Source organism: Ruminococcoides bili (genome assembly GCF_040093295.1).
GTDB lineage: Bacteria > Bacillota > Clostridia > Oscillospirales > Acutalibacteraceae > Ruminococcoides > Ruminococcoides intestinale_A.
Map to the genome: position 1 here is coordinate 1 of NZ_JBBNJY010000058.1, position 7,506 is coordinate 7,506.

Here is a 7,506-nt window from a genome sequence, read left to right on the forward strand (position 1 = left end):
GCTTGACCTAAATTTTTAATTATTTAGCCTAAGCAGTGTGCTAAACCGTAATTACCCCAAACTTTTAATAAAGAACCGCATTTAACAAATCCCCAAAGTAATATTAACACCCAACCTTTGGAGGTGATAATTTGGCATCGTTTGAAGAAGAGGCTCTGCGCCGTGCGCAACAAATGCACTCTCGCCCACCGCATCAGACGGAGCGTGAGAAAAAGCCTAAACCGCCTGAAAAAAAGCCCGAAGATACTCCGCAAAAAACAGATAATAAACAAGAAAACAAAGCGCAGGGTCAGCAAAAAAGTCTTGTGGATTTTCTGCTCGCCGACAAAGAGCAAAGTCTGATTCTGCTCCTGCTGCTTTTGCTTTCAGGCGAAAAAGCCGACCCATCGCTTTTGCTTGCATTGATGTATTTGCTTATGTAATTATCTGATCTGACCGTTGCCTCTTATAATAAATTTACAGCTTGTCAGCTCATTAAGGCCCATAGGACCTCTTGCGTGGAGTTTCTGTGTGGAAATTCCGATTTCCGCACCCAAGCCGAACTCTCCGCCGTCCGTAAAACGGGTTGATGCATTTACATACACTGCTGCCGAATCAACGCAGGCGGTAAATTTATTTGCGTTGTTGTAGTCATTTGTAATTATGCTTTCACTGTGACCCGTGCTGTACTTTGCAATATGGTCTATAGCGTCATCAAGACTGTCCACAACCTTAACGGCAAGAATATAGTCGAGAAATTCCTTTGCATAATCCTCCTCGGTTGCAGGTATAACGCTGTCGCCGAGGATTTTTCTTGTGGTTTCACAGCCTCTTATCTCCACATTCTTTGTATCGAGAAGTTTCTTTATTTCAGGTAAAGCCTTTTGAGCAATATTCTTGTGGACAAGGATTGTTTCAATTGCATTGCATACAGACGGACGGGAAGTTTTCGCATTAAAAATAATGTTTGCCGCCATCTGCACATCTGCACTTTCGTCAACATAAATATGGCAGTTGCCTACACCTGTTTCGATTACAGGTACTTTTGCGTTTTCGACAACGGAACGAATAAGTCCTGCGCCGCCACGGGGAATAAGCACATCAAGATAATCGGATAACTGCATAAGCTCTGTTGCGCTCTGTCTTGATGTATCCTTAACAAGTGCGATACAATCCTTTGGAAAACCAACGCTTTCAACAGCGTTTCTCATAATCTCCGAAACGGCAAGGTTTGAATTGATAGCCTCTTTACCGCCACGCAGAATTACCGCACTGCCTGCCTTAAGGCAAAGTGCCGCCGCATCCGAAGTAACATTCGGACGAGCCTCAAATATGATGCCGATAACGCCAATCGGTACTCTTACTTTCTCAATATTAAGTCCGTTTTTGAGAGTTCTGCCCTCAAGAACATTACCGATTGGGTCGGCAAGAGCGGCTACCTGTTCAACGCCCTCCGCCATACCGTTTATACGCTCGGGAGTAAGTCTTAATCTGTCGAGTAAAGACTCTGTAAGACCGGCGTTTTTTCCGTTTTCTATGTCAATTTCGTTCGCCTTTATAATTTCATCGCTGTGCTCACGCAGAGCCTTTGCAATAGCCAAAAGCGCATCGTCTTTTTTACTGCCCGCCGTACGCAAAAACACCGAGGCATTCTTTGCGTTTGCACCCATAATTTCAAGCTGTGTCATATCAATTCTCCTTTCTGGCAAGGAACTTTGTTCCCACATTCATTCCGTCAAATACATAGTAAAGTACATTCGGATTTGCACCGTTTACAATGTGGCACTCTACCCCACGCTGAGTTGCATAATCCGCTGCGTGCAGTTTTGTAATCATTCCGCCCGTACCTCTGTTTGAACCTGTGCCTGCCGCCATTTCAAAAATTTCGGGAGAAATTCTGCCCACAACATCAATTTTGTTAGCGTTTGGATTGGTGCGTGGATTATCGTCGTACAGACCGTCTATGTCTGTAAGAATAACAAGTTTATCCGCACCGACAAGACCCGCAACAATGGCGGAAAGCATATCGTTATCGCCAAAGTTGTTGCCCTCAAGTTCATCAATGGCGACCGTATCGTTTTCGTTGATTACAGGGATAATATTCATATCAAGGAGTTCATCAAGAGTATTGATTACATTCTGCCTTTTCTGCTCGGTTTCTACGGCATAGCGTGTTAAAAGTATCTGCGCAACCGAGTGGTTGTATTCACCGAAAAGTTTGTCATACATAAACATAAGCTCGCACTGACCGATAGCCGCAAGAGCCTGTTTTTTCTTGGTTTCTGTGGGACGAACTGAAAGCCCTGCCTTGCCCATTCCGACGCCGATAGCACCGGAGGACACAAGAATTATCTGCTCACCGCTGTTTTGCAAATCAGCAATAACTTTGCAGAGAGATTCAATACGGCGATAGTTGATTTTTCCGTTTTCGTATGTAAGGGTTGATGTACCCACCTTAATTACGGTAAGCTTTTTTTCCATATTATACCTCACCCGTTTTCAATATTCTTTCAATATTCATTATACTGTATTAATTTTGAAATATCTGCCGCACCGCATACGGCAGTAGACACCTGTATTTAAATTATATCACAACTGCCCCTTAAATTACAACAAAATTTACACAAATGTATATGCGGTTTTTCGCAAAAATTTCATCAAAACTGTTAATTTATATTGACAAAAAGCCGTTAAAATACTAAAATTATAGTATATGTTACTAATTTAATATTTCACGACTTGAAAGGAGCATAACATAATGAAAAAATATGCATTTGGTGTTGATATAGGTGGCACAACAATTAAAATCGGTTTGTTTGAAACTTCGGGCAACCTTATCGAAAAGTGGGAAATTCCTACAAGAACACAGGAAAACGGCACATATATTCTTAACGATATTGCAGAGGCTATTGCGGCAAAACTTGCCGAAAAGAACATCAGCGAAAAAGAGATTGAAGGTATCGGCGTTGGCGTTCCCGGCCCTGTAGGCGATGACGGCACAGTATATAAGTGCGTAAACCTTGGCTGGAGCGTATTTAATGTAGCAATCGAGCTTGAAAGAAAGACAGGCTTTAAGGTTAAAGTCGGCAACGACGCAAATGTAGCGGCACTCGGCGAGATGTGGCAAGGCGGCGGCAAGGGCTACAAAAACCTTGTAATGGTAACACTCGGCACAGGCGTTGGCGGCGGTGTAATCATTAACGAAAAGATTATTCCCGGCAGTGACGGTGCGGCAGGCGAAATCGGTCATCTTCGTGTAAAGGAAAGAGAAACCGAAACCTGCGGCTGCGGCAATCACGGCTGTCTTGAGCAGTATGCGTCTGCAACAGGTATTGCGAGAGTAACAAAGAAATATCTTGAAGAGCACGATGACGAAACCATACTCAGAAACACACCGGAACTTACCGCAAAGGCAATCTTTGACGCAGCAAAACTCGGTGACGAGGTTGCTATTAAGATGGTTGACGAAACCGCAAAGATTCTTGCAAAGGGACTTTCACTTGTTGCCTGCGTAGTAAACCCACAGGTGTTTGTAATTGGCGGCGGTATGTCAAAGGCAGGCGACTTCCTTATTGAGCAGGTACAGAAGTATTATCAGGAATATGCGTTCCACGCTTGCAAAAATACATTCTTTAAACTTGCAGACCTCGGCAATGACGCAGGTATTTACGGTTGCGTAAGAATGATCATTAAATAATTTAATATTGTTTTAATTATCTGTCCGACTTAGGTTTTAACTTAAGTCGGATTTTTTTGTGTGAATTAATAAGATGTTTTTTATTGAAAGTCGGTGTAAATTATTGTTTCAAATTTTTTAACATTTTATTAACTCTATGTTAAAAACTTTTCCTCTTCCCTTTTACGCAAAAATCCGAACACCGTTTTAACAAGTGTTCGGATTTTTCATTAAATATTATTTACAAAATCATTTATAACGGCAACCGTTTTCTTACTTGCCATTTCGCAGAACTTTACAAAGTCCATTCCCTTGTTTTCGTTCAGGTCATCGGAAATTGCTCTTAATATTCCGCACGGTACTTCCGTTCTTGAGCATATATGGGCAATCGCCGCACCTTCCATTTCACACGCAAGGGCGTTAAAGGTTTCCCCTATCTTTATTCTTTTCCTACGCTCCGAAATAAATATATCTCCGCTTGCAATCGTTCCTTTTTCGGCTCTTGTATTCTCAAGTTTATTTGCAGAAGCAAAAAGTTTGTCGGCAATCTTTTCGTCGCAATTAAAATACATTACCTTGCTCTCAGGGAAAGAAACCTCACCCTGCAAATCGCCGAGCGCTGTTGTATTCATATCGTGTTCGACCACATTTACAGCCACTACAATGTCGCCGACACTGACTTTTTCGGAAACCGAACCTGCTACGCCGCTGTTTATAATGCAATCGGGCTTATAATTCTGAATCATTGCAAAACTGCACATAGCGGCATTTACCTTGCCCACACCGCAAACCACAACAACAAGCTCTTTGCCGTTAAGCGTTCCGCTTGTAAATGTCATTTTGGCAATTTCCCTTTGCTTTTTGTTTTCCATAAGCGCAATTATGCCGTCTGCCTCAATCTGCATTGCGCAAATTATTCCTATCATAATTATTCTCCCTTAAGCAAAAGCTCTTTCATTTTATGAACATCTCCGTCCATTATCTTATAATTGCTAAGCAGCTCACCCTCAATTTCAGGAGAAATGCTCTGGTGAATATACAATGAATCAATGCCGAAATCGTGAGCACCCTTTATATCCGAAATATAATCGTTGCCAATCATAATAGACTCGTTTTTTTCAAGTCCGTATCTGTCAAACAAAATTTCAAAATAATGACTGTCAGGCTTTGAACACTCCTCATCGGAGCTGATGCAAATACCGTCAAAGTATTTTGTAAGTCCGAGCATATCCATTTCATTTGCGGTAAAACTTCTCTGTGCATTTGAAAGCAAATAAATCTTCTTGCCGTTTGCCTTTAATGCGTCAAGAACTTCTGTTACGCCGTCATAAAGTTTAATATATTTTGTGGAAAAACATCTGAACACTGCGCAGGTCTGCTCAACAACAGCCTTAGTCACCTTAACGCCCTTTTGGTTGTAAAGTTTTTTGAATACCTTATCAATCTTAATGTCGATAACGCTGTAGTCCTTGTGTCGTCTGTGTACAGCCTTTTTCTCTGCCTCAACAAGTTTACCGTACTCCTCGTTTAACTCTTCGGCAGTATAGATTGCACCCTTGTATCCGTAGTAAACTGCCATTTTCTCCCAAAGTTCAATGCTCCACTCATCTGTGTTTATGTCAATTAATGTTCCGTATAAATCAAAAACACAGTTTTTATACATTAAAAAATCACCCTTTCTATCTATATTTTAACAGTTTTTACTGCTGATTGCAATAGTAATTATTTTGTGTTACACTATTATCTGAGGTGATATTATGGATAAAAAACAAATTGCCCTTATGGCTGTAGATGCGCTCAAAGCAGAGTACCCCGATGCAATTTGCAGCCTTGTATATACAGACCCCTTGCAACTTCTTATAGCCACCCGTCTGGCTGCGCAATGCACAGATGCAAGGGTAAATATAGTTACTCCCGCACTTTTTGAGAGATTTAAAACCGCACAGGACTTTGCAGATTCTACTCCCGAAGAAGTTGCCGAGTACATTAAATCGTGCGGACTTTATAAAACAAAGTCAAAAGACATTGTAGCAATGGCAAAAATGCTTTGCGAGGATTTTGACGGCATTGTTCCCGACAATATTGACGATTTAATAAAATTACCGGGTATCGGGAGAAAAACCGCTAACCTTGTATGCGGCGATATTTTCGGCAAGCCTGCGGTTGTAGTTGACACGCATTGTATAAGAATTACCAAGCGGCTTGGTTTGCACAATTTAAAAGACCAGAAAAAAATAGAGTTCGCTCTGCGTGATCTGCTTCCCCCGAAAGAAAGCAATGACTTTTGCCACAGACTCGTACTCCACGGCAGAGCTGTCTGCACGGCACGAAACGCTAAATGTGAAAGCTGTTGTATGGACGGCTTTTGCCCTAAGAATATATGAGGTGACTATGAACAAAATTAAATTACTTGCACTTGACCTTGACGGCACAACCCTCACAAGCAAAAACACTCTTGCACCTGCCGTTAAATCTGCGCTTGAAAAAGCAATTGAGAACGGCATAATCATAGCGATTGCAACAGGCAGACCCCTCGGCACAATGCCGCAAAGCATATTGGATATTGAGGGGATTGAATATTTGATTACATCAAACGGCGCCGCAATTTATGATCGGCACGGAAAAAAGATTTATTCCGCTACACTTAAAGAAAACGATGTACTTAAGATTCTTGATGTTATGAAAGACGAGGATATTATTTCGGAGGCTTTTGTTGACGGATTGACTTACACCGACAAGCGTTACAGCGACAATCCTCTTGCATACGGCTGTACCGAGGCATACATAGATTATGTAAAGGCATCGCACGGTCATATTGAAGATATGAGAAAGTTTATATTTGAACACAAGAATGAGCTTGACAGCATAGAATATATTTCTACCGACCCGCAGACAAAAAAAAGAATTTGGACTATGCTTGAAAATGCTGTTGATAATATTTTTATTACCACATCATCCGAACACTTTATTGAATTAATGGATAAGTCGGCAACCAAGGCGTCTGCCCTATCTCACCTTGCCGAAATGCTCAACATTGATATGCAAAACACCTGTGCCTGCGGCAATGCCGATAATGATGCGGATATGATTGCCGAATCGGGATTTGGTGCGGCGGTTGATGACGCATCTAAAAAGTGTATTGAGTGCGCCGACTTTGTTGTTCCCGACTCCGATAACGATGGTGTAGCCGTACTGATTGATTACATTTTGAGTAACTGTTAAACAATGTTTCACGTGAAACATTTGATAAACAGGTTTTCAGTATTGTGATTTCCTAAAAATTATGTTCTAAAGGAAAGCCTGCTGACCAATTATAAAAGTTTGTCAACCTATAAAAAGGCTTGACCTAAATTTTTAATTATCTTACTTAACACCCAAGTGATAACCAACTTATCACACTTTATAAGCTAATCAAAGACAAAACTGCAACTCTCTACGGGTTGCAGTTTTTCTGATATTGTTTAATTTTAGGAGCGGTAAGTTCAAAGCTAAGGTCGAGAAAAAACTTTATATTCTCTTCACTTGCCGAACCGTCAAGTGCCGCCGTTATCCAATTTTCCTTATTCATATGATACGCAGGATAAAAGCCATTATTACCAAGTGCAGAGCCAACCATTACTTTATCGCATTTAAAGTTCACTATATCAATCAACTCTTCTCCATTCAGCCCTAAACTTGATCTTTTAACCCTCATAACAAGTGCAAACCATTTTCTGTTACCAATATGACGAAAAACAGTTGACACGGGATCTTTTTGCCACGGGTTATCGCCTTTCACACCGTATGCAGTTTGAACATAGTTTATAAATTCGTTTCTGTTCATAACACCTCAATAAAAAATTTCAATAGAT

General features: G+C 41.1%; 9 protein-coding genes. 4 read left to right on the forward strand and 5 right to left on the reverse strand.

Annotated features, from left to right (window positions below; translation table 11 throughout):
* The first annotated feature begins 131 nt into the window (after positions 1–131).
* Positions 132–422, forward strand: a complete 291-nt coding sequence (locus tag AAAY30_RS10780) for a hypothetical protein (protein WP_022234783.1) — start codon at positions 132–134, stop codon at positions 420–422.
* On the opposite strand, the gene AAAY30_RS10785 is transcribed toward AAAY30_RS10780, so the two are convergent.
* Positions 423–1,667 carry a glutamate-5-semialdehyde dehydrogenase gene (locus AAAY30_RS10785; protein WP_499215872.1) on the reverse strand — a complete coding sequence of 415 codons (1,245 nt, stop codon included), beginning with the start codon at positions 1,665–1,667 and terminating at the stop codon, positions 423–425.
* Position 1,668: 1 nt separating this feature from the next.
* Positions 1,669–2,460: a glutamate 5-kinase gene (proB, locus tag AAAY30_RS10790; protein ID WP_249375884.1), complete on the reverse strand. Its 792-nt coding sequence runs from the start codon at positions 2,458–2,460 to the stop codon at positions 1,669–1,671.
* Positions 2,461–2,737: 277 nt separating this feature from the next.
* Here proB and AAAY30_RS10795 point away from each other — a divergent pair, with 277 nt between their 5' ends.
* Positions 2,738–3,676 carry an ROK family glucokinase gene (locus AAAY30_RS10795; protein ID WP_295026393.1) on the forward strand — a complete coding sequence of 313 codons (939 nt, stop codon included), beginning with the start codon at positions 2,738–2,740 and terminating at the stop codon, positions 3,674–3,676.
* 209 nt (positions 3,677–3,885) lie between these two features.
* Here the strand turns inward: AAAY30_RS10795 and AAAY30_RS10800 are convergent, their stop codons facing one another.
* Positions 3,886–4,581, reverse strand: coding sequence for a 5'-methylthioadenosine/adenosylhomocysteine nucleosidase (locus AAAY30_RS10800; protein WP_022234779.1), 696 nt, complete (start codon positions 4,579–4,581; stop codon positions 3,886–3,888).
* 2 nt (positions 4,582–4,583) lie between these two features.
* Entirely contained in the window at positions 4,584–5,318 is a 735-nt protein-coding gene (locus AAAY30_RS10805) for an HAD family hydrolase (protein WP_295053706.1), read from the reverse strand.
* 94 nt (positions 5,319–5,412) lie between these two features.
* Here AAAY30_RS10805 and nth point away from each other — a divergent pair, with 94 nt between their 5' ends.
* Complete coding sequence (nth, locus tag AAAY30_RS10810; RefSeq protein ID WP_022234777.1) at positions 5,413–6,039, forward strand: endonuclease III; 627 nt, start codon at positions 5,413–5,415, stop codon at positions 6,037–6,039.
* 7 nt (positions 6,040–6,046) lie between these two features.
* Entirely contained in the window at positions 6,047–6,877 is an 831-nt protein-coding gene (locus AAAY30_RS10815; RefSeq protein ID WP_412608421.1) for a Cof-type HAD-IIB family hydrolase, read from the forward strand.
* A 211-nt stretch (positions 6,878–7,088) separates the two neighbouring features.
* Here the strand turns inward: AAAY30_RS10815 and AAAY30_RS10820 are convergent, their stop codons facing one another.
* Complete coding sequence (locus AAAY30_RS10820; RefSeq protein WP_499215873.1) at positions 7,089–7,478, reverse strand: MmcQ/YjbR family DNA-binding protein; 390 nt, start codon at positions 7,476–7,478, stop codon at positions 7,089–7,091.
* Positions 7,479–7,506: the final 28 nt, after the last annotated feature.